Source organism: Pedobacter nutrimenti, from assembly GCF_032678445.1.
GTDB lineage: Bacteria > Bacteroidota > Bacteroidia > Sphingobacteriales > Sphingobacteriaceae > Pedobacter > Pedobacter nutrimenti_A.
The window spans coordinates 208,246-229,909 of sequence record NZ_JAVTSQ010000011.1; the positions used below are offsets into that span (position 1 = coordinate 208,246).

Annotated in this window: 10 protein-coding genes; 3 read left to right on the forward strand and 7 right to left on the reverse strand. The window is 38.8% G+C overall.

Features of this window, described 5'->3' with window-relative positions; all coding sequences use genetic code 11:
- The 3 genes from R2S08_RS20840 to R2S08_RS20850 are packed head-to-tail and all read right to left on the reverse strand — an operon-like array spanning window position 1 to window position 3,948.
- The gene (locus R2S08_RS20840; protein ID WP_316836950.1) at window positions 1-984 is read right to left on the reverse strand and encodes a glycosyltransferase family 2 protein; all 984 of its coding nucleotides are present in this window, start codon (window positions 982-984) and stop codon (window positions 1-3) included.
- The gene (locus tag R2S08_RS20845; protein ID WP_316836951.1) at window positions 974-2,134 is read right to left on the reverse strand and encodes a glycosyltransferase family 4 protein; all 1,161 of its coding nucleotides are present in this window, start codon (window positions 2,132-2,134) and stop codon (window positions 974-976) included. Before R2S08_RS20845 ends, R2S08_RS20840 begins: the two co-directional genes overlap by 11 nt.
- Entirely contained in the window at window positions 2,134-3,948 is a 1,815-nt protein-coding gene (locus R2S08_RS20850; RefSeq protein ID WP_316836952.1) for an ABC transporter ATP-binding protein, read from the reverse strand. Before R2S08_RS20850 ends, R2S08_RS20845 begins: the two co-directional genes overlap by 1 nt.
- A 216-nt stretch (window positions 3,949-4,164) precedes the next feature.
- On the opposite strand from R2S08_RS20850, the gene R2S08_RS20855 reads away from it, so the two are divergent.
- From R2S08_RS20855 to R2S08_RS20865, 3 genes are read left to right on the forward strand one after another with little or no spacing between them, the layout of a single operon-like run.
- Window positions 4,165-5,736 carry a hypothetical protein gene (locus tag R2S08_RS20855; protein ID WP_316836953.1) on the forward strand — a complete coding sequence of 524 codons (1,572 nt, stop codon included), beginning with the start codon at window positions 4,165-4,167 and terminating at the stop codon, window positions 5,734-5,736.
- A gap of 54 nt (window positions 5,737-5,790) precedes the next feature.
- Entirely contained in the window at window positions 5,791-6,702 is a 912-nt protein-coding gene (locus R2S08_RS20860; RefSeq protein WP_316836954.1) for a glycosyltransferase family 2 protein, read from the forward strand.
- 8 nt (window positions 6,703-6,710) lie between these two features.
- Window positions 6,711-7,877 (forward strand): glycosyltransferase family 2 protein, encoded by a 1,167-nt coding sequence (locus R2S08_RS20865; RefSeq protein WP_316836955.1) that lies wholly within the window; start codon window positions 6,711-6,713, stop codon window positions 7,875-7,877.
- A 10-nt stretch (window positions 7,878-7,887) separates the two neighbouring features.
- Here the strand turns inward: R2S08_RS20865 and R2S08_RS20870 are convergent, their stop codons facing one another.
- The 4 genes from R2S08_RS20870 to R2S08_RS20885 form a co-directional block, all read right to left on the reverse strand.
- Window positions 7,888-8,964, reverse strand: a complete 1,077-nt coding sequence (locus R2S08_RS20870) for a thioesterase domain-containing protein (protein ID WP_316836956.1) — start codon at window positions 8,962-8,964, stop codon at window positions 7,888-7,890.
- A gap of 68 nt (window positions 8,965-9,032) precedes the next feature.
- Window positions 9,033-9,737, reverse strand: a complete 705-nt coding sequence (locus R2S08_RS20875) for a 4'-phosphopantetheinyl transferase family protein (RefSeq protein ID WP_316836957.1) — start codon at window positions 9,735-9,737, stop codon at window positions 9,033-9,035.
- An 18-nt stretch (window positions 9,738-9,755) separates the two neighbouring features.
- Window positions 9,756-15,101 carry a non-ribosomal peptide synthetase gene (locus R2S08_RS20880; RefSeq protein ID WP_316836958.1) on the reverse strand — a complete coding sequence of 1,782 codons (5,346 nt, stop codon included), beginning with the start codon at window positions 15,099-15,101 and terminating at the stop codon, window positions 9,756-9,758.
- Window positions 15,025-21,651: a polyketide synthase gene (locus tag R2S08_RS20885; protein WP_316836959.1), complete on the reverse strand. Its 6,627-nt coding sequence runs from the start codon at window positions 21,649-21,651 to the stop codon at window positions 15,025-15,027. The genes R2S08_RS20880 and R2S08_RS20885 overlap by 77 nt, the downstream gene beginning before the upstream one ends.
- Between the last annotated feature and the right edge of the window lie 13 nt (window positions 21,652-21,664).

The window sequence follows — 21,664 nt, forward strand, 5'->3', positions numbered from 1 at the left end:
TTATTGTTTCCTTTTTAGTTTGTCAGTTAAAAGTCTGACTTTTCGGTCGATTCCTGTCATGAAAATATGGGGTATGGTCCTTAGCGTGTAAGGTACACTTATAGAAAATGATTGCTTGAGTAGTCCAATTGAATTGGGAATATTTAAGTCCCGGATCAGTTTATGCTTCGACAACTCTATCAAACTGGCCATATATCTTTTTTGCATTTGACTCAATTCATTTTTCCTGAGCAAATGCTGGAATTTTTCCATTTTGATCTTTAGGTCTGCAATGTAAAGAAATTCAAGTACTTCGCTCCACTTTCTGCCATCATAGATATTTATTTCATCAATTCTCTTTTTCCAAAGCCTTTCAAGTGTAAAAGCAGCTTTACATGTACTGTTGGATAAAATCATTTCCAAATAGAGGCACCAATCATCTCCAATACGGATATCTTCATCCCAGCCAGAAACAATGGAAGATTTACGCATTACAACCGATGAGGAAGGGGAAGGGCAAGCTTTAACATACAGGTCGCGTAATTCTTCATTGTCCAGATTGATCCAGTGGTCATTTATTTTATGAAAGTAGGGTTTTAAGTAAGGGTCGTTATCTAAAAAGCTCCAGCTATTTCCTACTTTAGCTTCCTGTTCCCAATTTGCAAAAACAAAATCGAGTTGTTCGTTTTCCAGCTTTTCTACACAGAGTTTTAGAAAATCGGGAAACCAAATATCATCGGAATCAAGAGAGGCGATGATTGAGCCTTTTGTCTTTTTTAAACCAGAGTTTCTGGCAGCAGCCTGACCTTGGTTCTTTTGCCAATAGTATTCTATCTCCGGGTATGCTGCAACCAATTCTCTGGTATTGTCCACCGATCCATCATCAATAACAATGATTTGAATATTTTTATAAGTTTGACTAATGGCACTATTAATGGCCTCAGACAACTTATCTTCTCTGTTATATGTAGGAATAATTATGGAAACTAGGGGATTAGCGCTCATTGAGTAGTTGGGTTAAATCATTAGCGAAGTCTGTTTCAGGAGAAACAGGAAAATTTTCGGCAATATATAAGGAAGCTTTTTTTCCAATATCATTCCACTGATCGCGCATTTCCCATGCACGATCCATTGCCAATTCAAAACTCGTCTCGGTAGATTCGGAAATGAATCCGTTCCATCCATCCCGGATAATTTCAGCATTTCCGCCTGCATTGCTAACAATAACAGTCCGTCCGGCAGCCATGGCTTCTATCATAGACAATGGCAATCCTTCGCTTCTGGAGGGCAGCAACAGAGCATGATGCTTTTCCCATAAAGCATTGATGTTATTCTGATATCCGATAAACTTTACGTTGCTTACATGCAGGAGTTTTGCCATGTCCATTAAGCCTTGTTCATCGAGCCCGGTACCAATTAAAGAAATGGTTATTGGCCGTTGTTTCCATTTGTCTTTTGCCATAATCCGCAGAAGAAGATCCTGGCCTTTGTCTATTATAAAAAGTCTGGCAACACAAGCCAAGTGGTAACCATTTTCTGTGGAAGGGAAAGGTATAGGATTAACTGTCGTTTTAACTGGGTTAAAAACAATTTTGCTATTTGGGAGACGTTGACCAAACTGTTCTTCTGTCAATCTTCGATTTTGTGCAGAGACAAAAAAGATTTTTTCAGCTTTTAACAGTGTTTCTTTCATGTAAGTGCGGTCTGTTGGATATGGCCAGTAAAATTCTACCGCCTTCTGCGCAATAATAACATAAGGTATATTAAGCTGAATACATGGATAGGCATATTTTAACCCGTCAAAATTGATCCCCTGCGCTATAATTACAAGATCTGGTTTAGTAGATTTTATACTACGATAGAACATATTTATAGCATGGTCATCTAAATGCCTGTTAGTCGCTATCTTGAGGATTAGTTGACTGATTTTTCTAAATGATTTTTTAACAAATGAAATCTCTGGTTGAAGTTCCACCAGTTTAACACCAGAGGTCTTAAGTTTTATAAATTCCTGATGCTGTTGGTTGATTCTGGATTTATAAACTGTAACTGAAACATCTTTAAGCATAGGGATACTTTTTGCCCAAAGTTCCTCACTTCCTCCCCAATCATCTATGCAGCAAGTAAACAGCGATATTCGTTTTTTGATCTTCATTATATTCGACTGGAATTTAAACTTTCTTCTTTAAATAGTCTTGCATAATCTCCTTCCTGTGCCAATAATTCTTGGTCTGTTCCATGCTGAGATATTCTACCTCCAGATAAGACATAGATATAATCTGCATGCTTAACTGCGGAGTGTCTGTGGCTGATAATCAGTGCGGATCGCTTGTTAATCCGCTTTCTAAACGTGTCAAACAATTCCTTTTCTGCGATAGAATCAAGTGCACTTGTCGCTTCGTCGAATATTAAGAGATTTGCGTTGCTATATAAACTTCTCGCAATAGCCAACTTTTGCCATTGGCCGATACTTACTTCGTGACCGTCATCAAAGAGCCTCCCCATCATCGTATTGTACCCCTCTGGGAAATTTTTAATAAAATGGTGTGCTCCAGAATTTTGAGCAGCATTTATTATTTCCTCTTTGTCATAGGGTTTATCTAAATCCCCGAACTTAATGTTGTCTTCTGCCGAAACATTATATTTAACGAAATCTTGAAAAACAACACTGATGTGTTTTCGATAGGATAAGAGGTCAAATTCATTGGCGTTTACGTTATTAAGCATGATCCGGCCAGAGTTTGGCTCATATAATCTGCACAGCAATTTGATCAGCGTGGATTTTCCGGCACCGTTAAGGCCAACAATAGCAACGATCTTTCCAGATGGGACACTCAGATTAATGTTGTTCAGGGTGGGGCTGCTGGCATGTGGATAAGTAAAACAGACCTCCTTAAGTTCAATATTCGTGTCTAAAGACGAGTGTTTAACTTTGGTCTCCTGAAATTGCTCTTTTTGCAGGTCAAACAGCTCAAAGAGGCTGTTTATGAAGATATTATTGGCATATAGAATGGATATTCCTGAGGCAATATTTTGCATCAGGGTATAAGCTTGCGGAAAGGCCATCAGGAATAAAACAATATCACCGATACTTGTTTTTCCACTTACAGTACCAAGAGAGATATAACCTATACAGGTAAAAAAACCAATACTTGCAATAGAAGTTGTCAGGATTTCATTTAATGTACGGCGATAGCTGATCTTTAATTTTTGATCGGAAACTTCAAGCCTGATTTTTCTGTACAAATCCTTAAAATAATAGCCAAGGTTAAAGCTCCTGATTTCTTTTGCAGCCTGGTCGGATGTAATCAGATTGCTAAGATAAGCCGATTTACGTTCAAGCGCTGTATGTCTGATGCGCCATGTATTTTGTTTATCTGCAAAATAAATCCTGACAAATAAGGTGGGTAGTATGAATAACACTAATAGGGGTAAGAGCAACCAGTTAATCGTAACAAATAAAGATCCTACAGCACAAAGATTAAGGATGTTTTTAATAATTTCAATCATAGTGGTTACCACGAGATTGGGTCGGTCTGCACCAGCATCTTTTGCTCTTTTAAGAATATCAAAATATTCAGGACTTTCGTAATAGGAAAGATCCATTTGTATGGCTGTGTGATGAATCTTTTCATCTATATAATTGGCTACTTTAGTTGCCTGTACTTCAGTGGTATGTACGGACATTGCCCTTGCAATAGCATACAGGACAGCTATAGCTCCAGCTATGATAACATATTTCAGAATTACAAATTCGTGGTCTTTATTTAACAGATCGGTCTTGGAAATTTTATCAATTAGAATCTTCAGGGCATAAAAAGAACCCAAAAAGAGTATAGTTTCAGCAAGGATCATAACTAAAGAGATAATCATCCAGCTTTTTGCCGCAGACCAAACCAATGTTAGGGTTCTTTTAATATTAAGATTGGTTCTGAGAATTCTAATTTTTTGAATAATTGTTTGAACCATAGATATAAGACTGAGGCCGGCGTTTAGGGAAGCAATTGATGGCTAGTCATCAATATTGCATAATACGCAAATTTATAAAAAAAATATTCTATTCTCTCTTAAAACAATTTTTGGGAGATTTAGTTTAACTTAAGTTCCTTCTGCAATAAGAAAATCGCTGGTATTCTTTCCCTACAAAATATTATATTAGCATGATATTTGAATATTGGAACAAGCATGAAGAAAAAAAATACGCTTATTACCGGGGCAATTATTACCCTGGTCATTCTTTTTGTTGGCTGTGTTCAGGACAAAAAAGATTCGCTACATATTGAACAACTTCGAACCAAACAAACCAAGATAAAGGATATGTTTGGGGTCAATGGTTTTGAATGGGATTTTTATGATTCTAAATATAACTTTGATACGGCTAAATTTAATCTGATAAAGAATTTTAGTGGTTTTCGGCACTTTTTAGATTGGGACCGGATTGAGCCCGAAAAAGATGTATTCAGGTTCAACCATAAGCCTGAAGGCGGCTGGAGTTACGATGAGGTGTATCAAAGATGCCATCAGGATAGTATTTTGGTGCTGGTGGACTTGCAAACCACAGCAAGTTGGCTTGTGAATACCTACCCGGCTAGTAAAAGACAACGGGATGTCATGCCTATGGCTTATGGTGTGAATAGAAGTCAACCCTCTTCCTATATAGAAATTGCAAAAGCCGGTTTTCAGTTTGCTGCAAGATATGGAACGAATTCAAAAATTGATAAAAACCTGATTAAAGTGCCAAAAGAAGCAGAGCATCCGGTAATTGGATTAGGATATGTTCAATATATAGAAAGTGGGAATGAGCCGGATAAATGGTGGAAAGGCAAGGAAAGTGAGGAATCTCCTGAGGAGCATGCAGCACAGTTATCTGCGTTTTACGATGGTCATAAGGGAACTTTAGGGAAAGGAGTTGGAGTAAAGACTGCTGATCCAAACATGAAGGTTGTAATGGGTGGAATAGCCAAACCAAATGTGGAATTTGTTGCACGAATGGTGGAATGGTGTAAACAGAATAGGGGGTATAAAAAAGATGGCTCGATAGATTTATGTTTTGACGTGATCAATTATCATATGTATTCTAATGACTATACTGGTTGGTTTGCTAAATTTAAGAGTAAAAAGAGGGGTGTTGCGCCTGAAACGAATGATATGACAAAAATTGCCAATACTTTTACCGACCTCAGATCTAAGTTAGGTATAAATATTCCAATATGGTCCACGGAAACCGGCTACGATCTTAGTGATAAAAGCGTGCAAAGGGCAATCCCTATAGGTGCCAAAACTCAGGAAATAACACAAGCAGATTGGTTGATCCGTTTGGGGTTATTATATGCCAGACTGGGTATAGACAGAGTTTTTTATTATCAGCTCTATGACAATAACGATCCTGGTACAGATAATGGCACACCATTCGGATTTTCTGGTCTGGTAGAAAAAAATGGTAAACGCAGAGCCGCTGCAGACTATATTCATCAGATTACGGCCCTGATGGGGGACTATTATTATTTTAATACTATTAATCAAGATCCTATTGTTGATGTTTATCAAAAAGGGAAAAAAAGGATGTTTATATTAGTAGTGCCAGACGAAATAGACAGGAAAGAAAAATATCAATTAGATTTAAATCAAGCAAAAACGGCAATTATTCACCGATTGAAGCCCGGGTTTAATCAGATGACCAGCGAAGAAGTAAATACCAGTAACGGTATATTAGAAATAGAAGTAACTGAAACGCCTGTTTTTGTAGAAGCAAAATAAATTTTTTAAACATTCTCTTTAGCTCCGGCAAAAAACAACTACTTTCATAAATAAATGATTACAACTTCTATTATTACCGTCAATTTTAATCAATTACAGGTCACTATTGATTTCCTTAATTCAGTAAAAAAAAATACGATTACAGAACAGGTTGAGCTGATTTTGGTCGATAACGGAAGTGTACATGACTATGGTGATGAATTTAAAGCAGCCTACCCTGGATTAATTTATATCCGATCAGACGAGAATCTTGGTTTTGCTGGAGGAAATAATCTTGCCATTGATATTGCCAGAGGAAAATACCTCTTATTCTTAAATAATGATACTGAGATTACGGACAATCTTATCGATCAATTGACATCAGAATTGGAGAATAACCCGGATATTGGTTTGATTTCTCCATTAATTCTATACTATGAAAACCCTGAGATTATCCAGTATGCTGGTTTTACGGCAATGAATTACCTAACCTGTCGCAACAAAGGTATAGGAAGTATGGATCCAGATCGTGGGCAGTATAATCAGGACAGCAGGGAAACAGCCTATTGCCATGGAGCAGCTATGATGTGCCGCCGAAGTGACCTGAAAGACGTAGGTTTAATGGCTGAACAATTTTTTTTATATTATGAAGAACTGGACTGGTGTGAACGTTTTAGAAAAGCAGGAAAAAAGATCTGGTTTACCGGACGTGCCAAAATATATCATAAAGAATCTATGAGTGTTGGGAAAGAAAGTAGCATTAAAACCTATTTTATGACCCGCAACAGATTTCTTTTTATCCGGAGAAATACCAATTGGATGAATACTGTTTTATTTAGCGTTTATTATATTATCCTGGCCTGCCCCAAGCAAATTTATACTTATTTAAAAAAAGGAAGGAAAGACTTGGTGAAATGGGTGATTAAGGGGCTGGCCTGGAATTTTTCGAATAGAGCCGACAGCAATAAATTAGGTTACAAAATTTAAAAAAACAAATGATAATAATTTTCTGGGTCAGTTTATTCCTGATTTTTTACACATTTGCCGGATATGGCTTGGTGCTTTTTGTATTGATCAGAATTAAAAGGCTATTTAAAAAAACTGCAATTTATGAAACAACAACGCTCATGCCTACGGTTACAGTACTTGTTGCAGCTTACAATGAAGAAGATCTGATAGAAGAGAAAGTATTAAACACCATCAACCTGGACTATCCTAAGGAAAAGGTGCAGTTTATATTTATTACAGATGGTTCTACGGATAGAACCGCAGAACGAATCAGAAAATACAACGGCATAACGGTTTTACATGAAGACCAGCGTTCTGGAAAGATGGCTGCTATAAAGAGAGCCATTCCTTTTATAACCGGAGAGATTACCGTGTTTACAGACGCGAATACTTTTTTAAACAAGGAGGCACTGCTTGAGCTGATCAAACATTACCAAAATCCAAAAGTTGGTGCGGTTGCCGGGGAAAAAAGGATCATGGTGGGGGAAAAGGCTGATGCGAGTTCCGCAGGTGAAGGTTTCTACTGGAAGTACGAATCCATCCTAAAGAAATGGGATTATGAATTGTATTCCAATGTAGGGGCAGCAGGAGAATTATTTAGCATTCGCACGGCATTGTACCAACCGGTAGAATCAGATACAATTATCGACGATCATATGATAGCTATGCGGATTGCAGAAAATGGTTACATCATTGCTTACGAGCCTAAGGCTTATGCTATGGAAACGGCCTCTGCCGATGTCAAGGAGGAATTAAAGAGGAAGATTCGTATTGCGGCCGGAGGTATTCAGTCTATCTTGCGTTTAAAGAAAGCAGCCAATCCATTTCATTATCCATTATTTACATTTCAATACATCAGCCATAGAGTATTGAGATGGACAATTACCCCGTTTTTGCTCATCCTGGTTTTTATATTAAATGCATCACTTGCCTTTACAGGAGCAGGTACCGGGTATTTGCTGCTTTTTATTGCGCAGATAATTTTCTATTGTCTTGCCCTGACGGGTTATTTCTTTGAGAAGAATAACATCAGGATCAAGGTGCTTTTTATACCTTATTATTTCTGTGTTATGAATTATGCGGTACTTGCAGGTTTGATTAGGTATCTCCGAAAATCACAGAGTGCAGCATGGGAGAAATCACGCAGAAAATAATATCATATAGCTACTTTTTGATTCTGTCATCAATCGCGGACTGAAATACTTCCGCAAATTTCTGATCGTTTGGTGGAAAAAGAAAAGTCTTGTGATCACCGGTAACTTCATGGACTTTTAAACCTTTTTTTGCGTATTTACTCCAGCCCAAATAGGAAGGATCATCTAAGAAATATATACGCTTTTTAACTTTGAACAGATCAATCTTGATATCTAAGGGCTTCATAATATAATTGGAGAAGGCTTGATCATATTTCTTTGATACTTCTTTCTGGTAAGGAAATTCTTCTGGATGTTCTTTAATCGCATTTTTGTTAAGTTTCAATTTTATTATCTTAATTTGATACTGATATAGGTCTTTTGGATTTTTAATAAAGAGCTTCGAAAAGAAGAGTAATTTTTTAAATTGTCTGAACACCTTTTTTGAAAGTTCTTTAACTATAGTAGTATAGGAATACCGATCGCCAACATAAGTATCCAAAATCGCCAGCATTTTCACGTCTTTTCCAATTTCTAGAAAACCTTTTGCCATTTCATAAGCCAATATACCACCTGAAGAATAACCAGCAAGGAGGTAGGGACCTATGGGATCATTACGGAGGATTTCATCCTTATAATGCTTCGCAATACCTTCAATAGTATGATGTGGGTTTTTCTCTCCATTTAGGCCGAGTGCCTGTATTCCATATAAAGGCTGTTGCGCATTAATATACTTAGCAAGTGGATTAAAGACAAGTATATTCAAACCACTTCCATGTACAATATATATGGCCGGTTTTGTTCCGGATTTTTTGATATTTACCAAACAGCTCCAGTTTGGAGTACTTTTGATGTCTTTCAATAACCGGGCAAATTGTTCAATAGTAGGATTTTCAAACAGTGACGAAATTGGAAGACGTTTTCCGGTTTCTTGTTCTACCATTGATACCATGGTTAAAGCAGTTAATGAATCACCTCCAGAGTCAAAAAAATCAGTATCTGGCCCTAAGTCCTTTATTTTTAAAACTATTTCCCATATTGAAATCAGTGTTTTTTCAATTGAATTTTGTGTCGAAAGATCGATGATAGGTGATTTTTCCTGATCCATTGGTTCACTAATTATTTAGCGTAAAATAAATATTATATGATTATCTCTTTATGCTGTAGATGTTAAATTTAAGAATAATCCCAATATTGGAATTTGGTGCTCTCATTTGTACCTGAAACACTCATTATATGATGCTGATCAATTTTAAAGCTTTTTATATAATAATTGGTTTGATTTCTCATAACCGTTGAAGAAAGTGAGCAATCCAATTGATTTAAGTGATCGGTTAACCCTTCTCCTGTAGCTTTTAGAAGCGACTCCTTTCTTGTCCAAAGAAGATAGAATCTAATTCTCTCCTCATTTTTTTTCATGATAAATTGTTTCTCTTTCACAGAGAAACAATCATCCAGGAGGTTATCAAAATTAAAGTCTTCTCTTATATACTCCAAGTCTATACCAATTGGTCCGGGAGCTATTGCGATGACAATGTAAGCACCACTGTGACTTATATTGAATTCAACCCCATCTACCATTGGTTTTTTATTAGCAGACAGATGGAATTGAATTTCTGAGGGGGAAGTCAATAAGTAGCATGCTAATATAGAGCGTGAAGCAAACCTGCTCAACAGATATCTTGCGCTGTCTTCATTCCTTGCGAATTTCTTGGCCTTTAGCAATTCTTCCTCAGAAAGCACTTTAATATATTCTTCCTGGAATTTTAGATGATTCTGATTGATCCGGATTTTAAATACATGTATTTCTTTTTGATCTAGAACATCATAATTACTAAATGTCCTCCAATTCTGTTGCGGATTTAACAATCGCTCTATCATGATTTGTCCGTAAAAAAATTAGCTTTTCTTGTTAAGTGCTTCTTGAAATATTCTTGCAAATTCTTCATCATTAGGCGCATCTAAAAATGTTTTATGATCTCCGGGTACTTCATGTACAACCACAGCTTTTGCATATTCCTTCCAACCCATGTAGATAGGGTCGTCCAGAAAATATATTCTTCTTTTTACCCTGAATAAATCTACCTGAATATTTGCAGCTTCCATAATATAGTTATTATAAGCAATTTCATAACTTCTATATATTTCGTCGTCATAGTTGGACTCGTTTTCGAAAACCTCTTTTCCAAAGTTAAGGAGGTTCTTTAACTTTCGTTTTAGAACAATACATTGATAATCAAAAGTATCTTTAGGATTGGATAAAAATGCCTTTCCAAAAAAGTGGATTTTTCTGAATTGTCTAATAATTTTTCTTGCAAATTTATCTGCTTTAGTATCATTACGATCCCTTCCCCCCGCATACGTATCCAATATTCCTAACATCTTAATCTCTTTACCCATTTTTAGAAGTTTTTTAGCCATTTCGAAAGCCAACAGACCTCCAAAAGAATAACCCGCTAAAACATAGGGACCGTTAGGGTCATTGCTCAAAATTTCTGCTGTATACTTATCTGCAAGTTCCTCCATGGTGTAAACCAATTTAGACCCTTCCCTCAAACCCAAGCCCTGCATACCATAGAGAGGCTGGGCCTTGTCCATATATTTACCTAGAGGTGTAAAGATAAAGACATTCAGGCCACCACCATGTACCATATAGATTGGCGGATTACTGCCAGTACTTTTTATTGGAACTAAGGAATCCCAGTTCTGTACAGGTTCTTCCTTAGAAAGTAGGCGCGCAAGCTTTTCTATTGTAGAGTTTTCAAATAATGTGGTTAGTGGAAGTCTCTTACCCGTTTCCTTTTCTATGGCAACCATTACTTTTACTGCCAGTAACGAGTGTCCGCCCGCTTCAAAAAAGTCATCATTTACCTTAATATCTTCCAGTCCAAGCAGCTCAGACCAGATATCTGCAATGAGCTGCTCATTCGAAGTTTTTGGACGCCAGTTTCTTTCTGGGGTCAGAGACTTGGATTGAGCCTGAGGTTTTGGAAATGCATTTTTATCTATTTTGGCATTTGGAGTAAGGGGATAATTTTTTAATGCAATAAAGTCTTCAGGAACCATGTAAGATGGTAATATCTTATATAGATGTTCTTTCCATTTTTGAATAGTTTCCTTTGATAAGGGGATTTCATTTTTTGAATAAGGTTGCCGCACAAACTTTGTGATGGATGTGGGAGCAGAGTTGTCTTTGAAAGGATTTTGTGGTATGGTGTTGGTCAGGGATGTCGGAATAAAGACAACATTGTACAACCCGTCAGTTCCATCAGTTGTCCACCTGATATGTGCATTGTAATTGTTTTCCTCTGCCAGTTTCCAGATCTGATCGGGGTATATTCCTCCGTTCGCTTCTTCGATTTTAAGCTTAATGTCCTTTAGGGAAAGATCTTGGTCTGCATGATGCAACAATTGAAGTAACTGATAGTCCTTTGCAGTTCTTGCATTAAAAATATTCTTAACTTCTACAACAGAGTTGTTTTTTAAAAGCGTGGCTATTCCATCTGCAGAGTCCTTTTGCTGCCAATCTAATGTGATATCAGCCTGAACCTCTGAAAGAGGAGTCTCAATATAGATCCAAACATCATAGTGGTATTTTGTGGTTTCATTTAAAGACTGACCTTTTCTAAGTTGGATATTTACATGGCTTATCCGAGGGATAATTGAGGGTAAGTTGTAAAAAAAGCCGGGGTCTGCAACAAGTTCGTCTTCAATCCTTACTCTATTAAGAACAACCTCTTTAAAAGCGCTTAATTTGTTTCTATCTGCAGAATTGGGCAAATGGTCCATTGCATGACACATTTCAAGTGAATTTTTCCCTTGCATATCACCTATAAAGATGCAGCCACTATCTTTAATAGATGCAGCTGATTTCTTGATCACATCAATCAGGTATTCGATCCCTGGAAAATATTGCGCTACACTATGGATCAGTACCAAATCAAAGGATTGATTATCAGCAAAACTAAAGTCATTTGCTTCAGCAGCAGCAGCCTTAATATGCTTCCACTTTTCCGGCGATGCCAGAAGTTTTTCATTTAGTTTATCAATTGCAGTCTGAGCATAATCGGTTGCTAAATAATATGTTGTCTGTGGAGCAAGTTCAAATAATAATTGTCCTGCACCACTTCCAATTTCATAAATATTTTTGGATCTCAATGCTTTGATCCTTTCTACCGATGACTTTAGCCATTCTGATGATTGGAGTGCCAAGTCAGAACTGTTTCTATAATGTTCCAATAAGGTGTCATCCAGATTCTGCTCCGCAATATTTTGATCCTTATGCGCTTCAGCTCCGATATTATATAATGTATCCCATCTTTCTTTCCAGGAAAGATTTTCTTGTTCTGTCAGTTTTTCTTCCAGAAGCACATAAGCCGTTAGTTTTTTGTCAGTTGGCTGATCTTCCCTGGCAATTACTACAGCTTGTTTTATTCCGTCCTGAGCAGAGATTACAGCTTCAATTTCACCAAGTTCAATTCGATGTCCCCGTATTTTTACCTGCTGATCAATCCGGCCCAGACATAGGAACTCACCATTAGAAAGTTTTTTGCCCAGATCACCAGTGCGGTAAAAGGTTGTTCCATTGAACTTAGCGCCAGGTAGATGTGTAAATTTCTCCGCTGTGAGTTCAACTCTGTTTAAATAACCTTCAGCCACACCATCTCCACCAATATATATTTCGCCAACTGTTTCATCCGGTAATTGCTGTCTTTGTTCATCAAGGATATGGATTTGAGTGTTGTTGATAGGTAATCCAATGGTTATCGTCTGATCTTTTGATGAAATGCGTTTGATAGAAGACCATATTGTGGTTTCTGTGGGGCCATACATATTCCAGAGTTGTATACAACGGTCCAAAAGCTGGTTTGCAAGGTCTGCAGATAATGGCTCTCCACCAGATAATACTTTTAAATCATACATTTTCTGCCATCCGGAATCAATAAGCATTTGAAGTGTAGAAGGCGTGGCTTGGAGAATACTTATACCCTTTCTTTCCAAAAGCGGTAAAAGTAGGCGGCCATCCTTAATCGATTCAGAACTTGCTATAACAATTCTTGCACCAGTGATAAGTGGGAGAAAGAGTTCCAGCCCGGCAATATCGAATGAAATTGTGGTGATGGCGAGTATACAGTCCGATGGGGTAATACCCGGTGCGGTTTGCATGCTGGTTAGGAAATTAACCAGGTTTTTATGCATGATTTTAACACCTTTTGGTTTTCCTGTAGAACCGGAAGTGTACAAAACATAGGCAAGGTCATGTTCGCCGATATACTTTTGCCTGAAGGTTTTTTGGGTGTTAAGGTGATTCCATATCTCTTCAATAACAAATGGCTGGGCTCCGGTTTTGTATTTTTTATAGTATTCTTGAGAGATAAGAATGAATTTTGCAGATGAATCTTCCAGCATAAACTCAATTCTCTCCTTAGGATACTCCGGGTCAAGGGGCAGATAAGCTGCGCCGGATTTTAAAATGGCAAGTAGAGAAATAACCATTTCCAAAGAGCGATTAATGGCTACCCCAATAATATCGCCACTTTGAACACCATGGTCTATTAAATAGGAGGCCAGCTGATCTGACTTAGCCATCAGCTCTTTATAGTTTAATATTTGGTCTTCAAAATCCAGGGCTATATGTTCGGGATATTTCTCTGCAGCAAGGTAAATCTGCTGTATAAGGTTAATGTTACCAGGTACAGGAGCAATTGCAATAGATACTTTTTCATTAGAATATAATTCATTCTTAACGGGAACCAAGCTATCATTCTGCGTGTTTTCTGATAACATCGCTGCATGGAGAGGGAGTTCAGGCAGCGCAGCTACATTTTTTAAAAGTTGTTCAAACTCATTACTCATGGATTGAATACTAGAAGCTTTGAATAGCTGGGTATTATAGGTCCATTCTAATGAAAAAGTGCCTCGGGAACCAGTTGCATTAAGAAAGATTTCAAAAGTTTCGTAAGCTCTTGGATTTGAAAACAGATGATATTCTATATTTTCAAAAAACACCTGATTGTCCATCCCCATATCGATATTAAATACGACTGGGACAAGGGGGACCCTGGAAACATCTCTCTTAAGATGAAGTTCTTTGACAAGCTGACCAAAACTGAATTGCTGGTGGTCATAAGCATCAAAGAAGGCAAGTTTTCTTTCTTTTAAATAATTATGGAATGAAATTTCAGGGTCAATCTTACTTCTGATGGGCAACAAGTTTACGCAATGGCCTACAAGATCAAGATTTCCTGTGGCAGACTGACCTGACGCCGGAAGACCTACAATAATATCTTTTTGGCCACTTTTATGGTAAAGAAATACTTCAAATGCACTTAATAAGGTGTTTACGAAACTACTGCCTGCTTTATTTCCAGTAGCTTTTAGCTGATCCGTTAACTCTTTTGGCAGTGGGTGGTCTATTCTATGCGCTTTATATGTACGTGTAGACGGGCGTTTGAAATCGATAGGTAAATCCAGAACTGGAACATTGTTTTTGTAAAGATCCAGCCAGTAAGCTTCTGTTTCTTTGAAAAGATCGCTTCTTAGAAATTCAGCTTGTTCTAAAGCGTAACCACTAATTTGTGAACCTTTGCTTAAAATAGTTGGTTGCCCCTTTATATAAGCATTATATAGCTTACTGATGTCTTCTAAAATGATACCGATAGACCATCCGTCACCAATAAGATGGTGAATAACCAATGTGAAATAATGATGATGAGTTCCCAATTGATGAACATATGCTCTAAACAAAGGTCGATCTTCCAAACGGAAGGGGGTGGTCATTTGAATGTTTACAAATTCATCCAGGATCGCCTTCTGGTAGCTGGACTCTTTATCAGACAAGTCTTGAAAATGAAGGTCCGCAGTAAGTTCTTTATAAATCAGGAGGTGCTCTCCATTTGCACTGAGGGAGGAGCGGAGGGCTTCATGCTTTTGTACTACTTTCTGAAAAGCCTGATTGAAATAATCAAAGTTAAATTCCCCGTGTAAATCCAGTGATACAGATTCATTGTAGGCGAGGTTGGCATGGTCTCCTCCTATAAGGCAGGAAAGCCATATTTCCCTTTGTGATTCGTTTAGAAGGATTGTCTTATCCAATTCTTCGGCATTTGCAAATGGATTGTAATTTATCTCGTTAAAACTAATATTTGATCTTTTATCCATCATCTCCCTAATTAAATTCAAGTTTAAGAAACTTTCCTTCTTGATTAGGATCTGTAATAAACCAGGCTGGGTTACCAATCTCATCCTTACCAAGTTTTGCTCCTTTAACAGGAGGTTCATCTGCGTTAACGACTACCTTGTCCTGATCGAATTCTTCTTTTGAGAAATTTGGATAGGAAAAGAAACCACCCTGAATCATTTCATCCATACTTTCTGTAAAGCATTTAATGATCTTTTTTATATCATCATCAGACATAGCCTCAGTTATAAAGCAAGGAAATCCATCCAGGATGTGAATGCCTTTTTCTCTCATCAAGGTAAACATCAGTTCACTATAAGGGACCTCTTCATGGAATTTAACCTTCCATAAAGAACCATAATTTGCTATGAAAAAGGGAAGGTGCCTTTTCTCAATTTCCTTGTTTAAAGCTGCGGAGAGATCTTCACCTTTTTTGTTTAAGCCCGATTGTAGTTCCGGTCCTTTTTCTCTTAGGTAGGTTAAAGAAGCTTTTGCTGCAGCAAGTGCCAAAGGGTGACGCACAAAAGTTCCTGCAAAGTAAGTGACGCCAACCTCTGGATAAGACTGGTCTCCGTAATTCCAGGCACCTCCATCAAGCGCGTCCATAAACTGTTTTTTTCCTGCAATGACACCAATAGGGATACCCGCACCAACTACTTTGCCATAAGATGCCAGATCTGCGCGAATATCAAATATCGCTTGTGCACCTCCCGGGTGCATTCTGAACCCTGTAATTACTTCATCAAAAATAAGTGCTGCACCCGAAGAGGCGGTTACTGCACGCAACTCCTTTAAGAAATCAAGGGGAACAAACTCTGGTCTCCTGCTTTGTATAGGCTCTACCAAAACAGCTGCAATTTCATGCGCACGTTCTTTAATGATGGCAAGCGATTCTTCTGTGCCGTAATCAAGTACAAGGATATTTTGTACAGCTTCCGGCATAATTCCAGCTGCAGCAGGAAATGATTTCAGTTTTTTAGTCCCTCTAACCAGTACTTCATCAATGATACCATGATAAGAACCAGTGAAAGCAACAATAAGTGAACGCCCGGTAATGGTTCTTGCAATTCGGATGCAGCCTAAAACGGCTTCTGAGCCTGTGCTGCATAGGGCCGAACGATCAAAGCCTGTAAATTCACATACCAGTTTACTCACTTCTGCAGCAAGTTCATGCTGAGGGCCAACCTCATAACCTTTCTCTACCTGATCATGCATAGCTTCGCGGATAACATCAGGTTGATAGCCAAGTAAATTGGATCCAAATCCATTTAAAGTATCTATATATTCATTGCCATCCAAATCCCAAAGACGGCTGCCCCTTGATCTATTGATCACAATAGGGTAGATCAATTCTTTTGTTAGGGGCTTAAATCCAGATACGACCCTAGGATCTGCCATATAGGAACGGCTTTCTTGCGCGTAATTTTTACTTTTTATAGTTTTTTTGGTGTAACGTTCGGTTAGATCAGCCAGGAATTTCCGTTGATCCTGGTTTAACTCAGCAGACTGACGATCAATTTTTGGAGTAGCGCCAAAAGGTTTTTGTATCTCTACTTGTTCCTGCGCACTTAGATCCTGTTCCTCTGCAGATTTTTTAGGTGCTCCATGAGCAGCTGGCTGAACTGCAATGATTGGGGAGACAGAAGCAGCTACTACGGGTTGTCCATGCATGAGCATGACCTGTTTAGACAAGATCTCTAATTGCTGAGCAATAAGACCAAGTGCGGTATCATTTACTGGATTTGAATTGGAGTACTGCATATTCACAACAGGCTGAACGACAGTGGGTGATGGGGGCTGGTTATTCGCAGGGCTTTCAAATGCCTCTGGAGCCGTGTTTTGACCGATATAATCTGCCAGAAGATCTATGGAAGAATATTCTTCATTTAATTTTCTAAATGTAATGGGCAGGTTGAACTCTTTTTTTAAAGAAATGGCGACCTGTGTGAGCAGAAGAGAGTCTAATCCAATTTCCAGGAAATTTCTGTCAGATCCAATATTTTCCATTTCAATACCAGAAGCATCTTCCAGTACTTGTCTGATTTTTAATTTAAGGTTTTCGTGTCTCATTGTAAGAGAATTAATCGTTTCTATAGGTTTTTCTTGTGGTATTAGGGTAGTATTAACTGATGGTGTTGTGTGTATTTGTTTGATATCCAACCAATAGCGCTTCCGGTCAAACTGATAAGTTGGGAGATTTAAAATTACCCTCTTCTGATCTGCATAGTAATTATCCCAGTTGGGATTTAACCCGCAATTCCAAAGTTGTCCAAGCGTATTTAACAAGCTTGGGTAATCCTGATCTTTACCAGACAAACTCGGCAATACTGTTAAAGATGCCGAACGCTTTCCTGCTATTTGTTTTATGAGCGTGGTCATTGTTGTTCCGGGCCCGGCTTCCAGAAAAAGTGGAGAATCAAAGGTTAATATGGTCTCAATAGCTTTAGAAAATTGTACCGTATTTCTTAAATGATTAGCCCAATAATTTGCATCCTGCGCTTGTTCATCTGTCAAAAGTTTACCTGTTACGGTAGATACGATAGGTATCCTCGGTTTCGACAGTGGTATCTCGGCAACCACCCTTCTAAAATCTTCGACAATAGGGTCCATCATGGCAGAATGGAAGGCATGGCTTGTAAAGAGTGGTTTACTGATGATGTCTTTCGACTGCAGTAATTCACTCAATGCCTGAATCTGCTGATCTGGGCCAGCCACTACGCAAAGATAGGGGCTGTTTACAGCTGCTAATGATAGATCTCCACTCAATAATGGAGATATTGAGTCTGATGAGCTTCTTATGGATAGCATAGATCCCGAAGGAAGGCTATTTACCATAGCACCCCGGGTAGCAATTAACTTTAATCCTTCTTCCAGCGTAAAAACACCAGCTAAATGCGCAGCTACGTATTCACCAATACTGTGACCGCAAAGCATTGTAGGCACAATGCCCCAATGCATCCACAATTTAGCTAATGCATATTCTGCGACAAAAAGGGCAGGCTGTGTAAATCTGGTTTCACGGAGCAGGTCATTCGCTGCCTCAGTAATCTCTGGCGGAAAAATAATTTGACGAATATCCCTTTCCAGATATTCCTGTAACAACAACGCACATTGGTCTACCGCATTTCTGTAAACCGTCTCGTTTTTATAAAGGTCAGCGGCCATATTGAGGTATTGTGCACCCTGACCCGGAAAGGCAAATACAATTTCTCCCGGTAAACTTTCAAGTCTGTTCAGTTCTTGAGATAGAGGTTGATTCAGTTCCAATGAACGGATAGCCGAAGCGGTATCATTTGAGACCATAAACCTCCTGCAGCGAAAAGCCTCTCTTGACTTTTGCAGCGTATACGCCACATCGGCAAGAGGAACATTTTGATGCTTTTGAAGGTATTCAAGCAGGGCTGGGGCATAAGCATTCCTGCTGTTTTCTGATTTTGCAGACCAGTTCAGGAGTTCATAAGGCCTGCCGGGAGTGGAAATAGGTGCTGGTGCTTCGTCCAGATACTCTTCCATGACTACATGAACATTTGTGCCGCCAACCCCAAAAGAACTTATACCAGCAAATCTTTTGGCTGTTGACGTCCAGTTCGAAAATTCAGTCTGTACGAAAAAAGGACTGTTTGGGAAATCAATGTTTTTATTTGGCGATTGATAACCTAAAGAGGGAAGTAGTTTCTTATGGTAAAGGGATAAACATGTCTTGATTAGGCCGGTAACCCCTGCTGCTTGTGTTAAATGTCCAAAATTACTTTTTACAGAACCTATAGCACAGAATTGCCTATGCTCTTGAGGGCCAAATGCTTTCAGGAGACCTTCAAATTCAATAGGGTCGCCAATCGGAGTTCCCGTTCCGTGAGTTTCAATATAGGTGATTTCTGCTGGTGAAATGCCCGCATCTCTTATTGCCGAACGTATAGCTTCCGCTTGTCCATCGGTACTTGGTGCGGTAAAACTTCCCTTCCCGGCACCATCGTTAGTTGCGCCAACACCTTTGATGAGACCAAAAATCCGATCGCCATCCCTTTGTGCATCTTCCAGTCTCTTCAGCAAAACCGCACCTGCACCATCGCTAAACACGGTACCAGTTGCTTCATTATCAAAAGGACGGCAGTGTCCATTGGCGCTTAACATACTGCCTTCCTGATAAATATGTCCGCTGTATATAGGAGAAGTAACGCTCGAACCACCAGCAATAGCCATATAGCATTGACCGGCACGTAAGCTATTGACGGCTTCAGCTACGGCCAGTAAAGATGTGGAACATGCTGAGTTGACACTTACAGCAGGACCTTGCAGATTAAGATGGTAAGCTGTTCTTGAAGCCAGGTAGTCTTTTTCGTTAACCGTAAGTACTTGTAAATTGCCCTGACTTTCTATTTTTTCGGGATATTGTAATATATTGTTTACAAAGTAAGTGTTTGAGCCACTGCCCGCAAAGACTCCAGTTTTAGTGTGGCGTTTTGAGGAAAAATTTCCCGTTTTCTCCAATAATTCCCAGCAAATCTCCAGGAAGACCCGAAGTTGTGGATCCATCAGTTCCGCAAGTTTTATGTTCAATCCAAAAAATGCAGGGTCAAACTGATCTGCACCTTGAATGATCCCTCTTGCTTTTACATAGGCTGGATCATTTTTGATTGAATCAGGGATACTACTATCTATTTCCGTTTCATTAAAAAAGGTTGTCGTTTCTCTGCCCTCTGATAATATGGACCACAGTTCTTCAATACTGTTCGCTCCAGGAAATCTTCCTGCCATACCTATGACCGCGATATCTCCTGATAGAGCCGTTTTTAGCGCGGTGGGGTTGAGATCTTCCTCTTCAATCTGTTTAGAGCCAAGGAAGTCAGCTATACCCTTAATAAAAGGATATTGATACAGCTTGGTAATTGGTAATTCATAACTGAATTCATATTTGAGCGCTGCCACCGTTTTTTGGGCAAGCAGAGAATTTCCTCCCAAATCAAAGAAATTATCATAAACGCCAATCCGGTCATACCTGAACAGCTCCATCCAAACACTGGTAATATCTTTTTCCATCTGACTGCGTGGAGCCTGATAAATGACGCTTAAGTCGGGTCTAAGTAATTCAGGTGCAGGCAATTTAAGTCTGTCTACTTTTCCGCTGGTGGTTTTTGGGAGCTCATCCATCCAAACTACGCTAGAAGGAACCATGTAATCAGGAAGTAAATTCGAAAGCTGATTTTTTAGATAAAGACCATCTTTGTTGTCATTTTGTCCAACCACATAAGCAACAAGAGACTTTCTTCCAGGTTGATCCTCTCTCAATGCCACAGCAGCTTGACTAATATTTGCCTGCTGCATAATAGCTATCTCAATCTCACCAATTTCAACTCTATTGCCTCTTATTTTTACCTGACCATCTTTTCTTCCGAGAAATTCTATCTCCTTATTGTCCAGTAGTTTCCCCAAATCTCCCGTACGGTAGAGTCTTATGGAGCCTATTGACGGATGAGGCCAGTCAATAAACCGCTCGGCGGTCATTTCAGGCTGATGCAGATAGCCATTGGCCAGCCCGGGACCTGAAATAAATATTTCGCCTATTTCCCCATCTTTAACTAATTGTAAAGACTCGTTAAGAAAGTAGATAGATGAATTCGCCATCACACTACCGATAGTTGGAATAGAAGGCCACTCTAAAGCGTTTCCCGAAAGCTTTAATTCTGTAACCCATATCGTAGTTTCCGTTGGACCATAAACATTAACTAAAACACTGTCTGGTAACGAATTAAAGAAAGTTCTGATGGTAGGTGTAATCTTCAGTAATTCCCCGCCTGTAATGACTTCTTTTAGTTTTGAGGGAAAAAGGTGCTCTGCAACAGCCGCTTCAGTTAAATATTGTAAAGTGACATAAGGGAGAAAAGCTTTGTTTATCTCATGTTTGATCATGAATTTCAACAATTGCCCGGCATCCAGGCGAATATCTTCTTTTAGAAGAAACAAAGTACCCCCACTTGTCAGGGTTACAAAAATTTCTTGAAACGAAGCATCAAAACTTAAATGGCAGAATTGCAGCGACTTTAGGTTATCTCCTGCAAGCGCGTATTTATGCTGCCAAAATAGGAAATTGACGAGTCCCTTGTGCCCCAGAGATACCCCTTTTGGCTTTCCTGTAGAGCCAGATGTGTATAGAACACAGGTATTTATAGATTGAAAAGGTGCATGGGCAACCGGCCCTTGCTGCGCATCATCTGAAATTATGGTTTCGAGGTTTAAGTCTTGATAAACCGCTTTATTCTTCGATAGACTCAGGCAGGTTTTCAGACCCGAATCAGTTGCTATTTGTTGAAGTCTATGTTCAGGATAGCTAGGATCTAACGGCAAATAAGCTTTTCCTGCTTTTAAAATGGCCAATACTGAAATCACCATTTCCAGACACTTTGTGGTGTCTACGCCTATAATTTCCTGATCTCTCGCTCCGTTTAAAATACGATAAGATAATTGATCAGCTTGTGTATTTAATTCCACATAGGATAGAGATTCCTCTCCATATACCACAGCAACATTGCTGGGGTGGATATGAGCTGAAATTTCAAAAAGCTGATGAACAGTTTTTTCGTTTTCAGGATCTAACAATAGGATTTGATCTGTAGGCATGGCAGGAGAGTGG

Coding starts and splice junctions, on each gene's coding strand:
- R2S08_RS20850 (WP_316836952.1), bottom strand. CDS start 3,948: ATGGTTCAAACAATTATTCAAAAAATTAGAATTCTCAGAACCAATCTT.
- R2S08_RS20885 (WP_316836959.1), bottom strand. CDS start 21,651: ATGCCTACAGATCAAATCCTATTGTTAGATCCTGAAAACGAAAAAACT.
- R2S08_RS20860 (WP_316836954.1), top strand. CDS start 5,791: ATGATTACAACTTCTATTATTACCGTCAATTTTAATCAATTACAGGTC.
- R2S08_RS20855 (WP_316836953.1), top strand. CDS start 4,165: ATGAAGAAAAAAAATACGCTTATTACCGGGGCAATTATTACCCTGGTC.
- R2S08_RS20870 (WP_316836956.1), bottom strand. CDS start 8,964: ATGGATCAGGAAAAATCACCTATCATCGATCTTTCGACACAAAATTCA.
- R2S08_RS20840 (WP_316836950.1), bottom strand. CDS start 984: ATGAGCGCTAATCCCCTAGTTTCCATAATTATTCCTACATATAACAGA.
- R2S08_RS20845 (WP_316836951.1), bottom strand. CDS start 2,134: ATGAAGATCAAAAAACGAATATCGCTGTTTACTTGCTGCATAGATGAT.
- R2S08_RS20875 (WP_316836957.1), bottom strand. CDS start 9,737: ATGATAGAGCGATTGTTAAATCCGCAACAGAATTGGAGGACATTTAGT.
- R2S08_RS20865 (WP_316836955.1), top strand. CDS start 6,711: ATGATAATAATTTTCTGGGTCAGTTTATTCCTGATTTTTTACACATTT.
- R2S08_RS20880 (WP_316836958.1), bottom strand. CDS start 15,101: ATGAGATTGGTAACCCAGCCTGGTTTATTACAGATCCTAATCAAGAAG.